At 59.4% G+C, this 261-nt stretch carries 1 protein-coding gene; it reads left to right on the top strand.

Features of this window, described 5'->3' with window-relative positions; translation table 11 throughout:
* The coding region (locus AC0IYH_RS32270; protein WP_471838398.1) for an aldo/keto reductase at positions 1–261 on the top strand (261 nt) is incomplete at both ends.

The raw sequence follows: 261 nt of genomic DNA, 5'->3' as shown, positions 1-261 counted from the left end.
GAACTGCTCCCTGTGCTCGAAGAATTGGGAATTGGCTTCGTCCCGTTCAGTCCACTCGGCGCAGGCTTTCTAACCGGCAAGATAGATGAGTCGACCCAGTTCGAGGCTGGCGACTTTCGTAACGCAGTGCCGCGTTTTTCCCCGGAGGCACGCAAGTCTAACCTCGCGCTGGTCGAGGTGATTCAGGCCGTTGCTGAGCGTAAGTCCGCAACGGCGGCGCAGGTCGCTTTGGCCTGGCTGCTAGCCCAGAAACCCTGGATA

Source organism: Pseudomonas sp. AC463 (assembly GCF_979253585.1).
The sequence above is the reverse complement of the archived record's forward strand: the minus strand, read 5'-3'. Positions and strand labels throughout refer to the sequence as shown.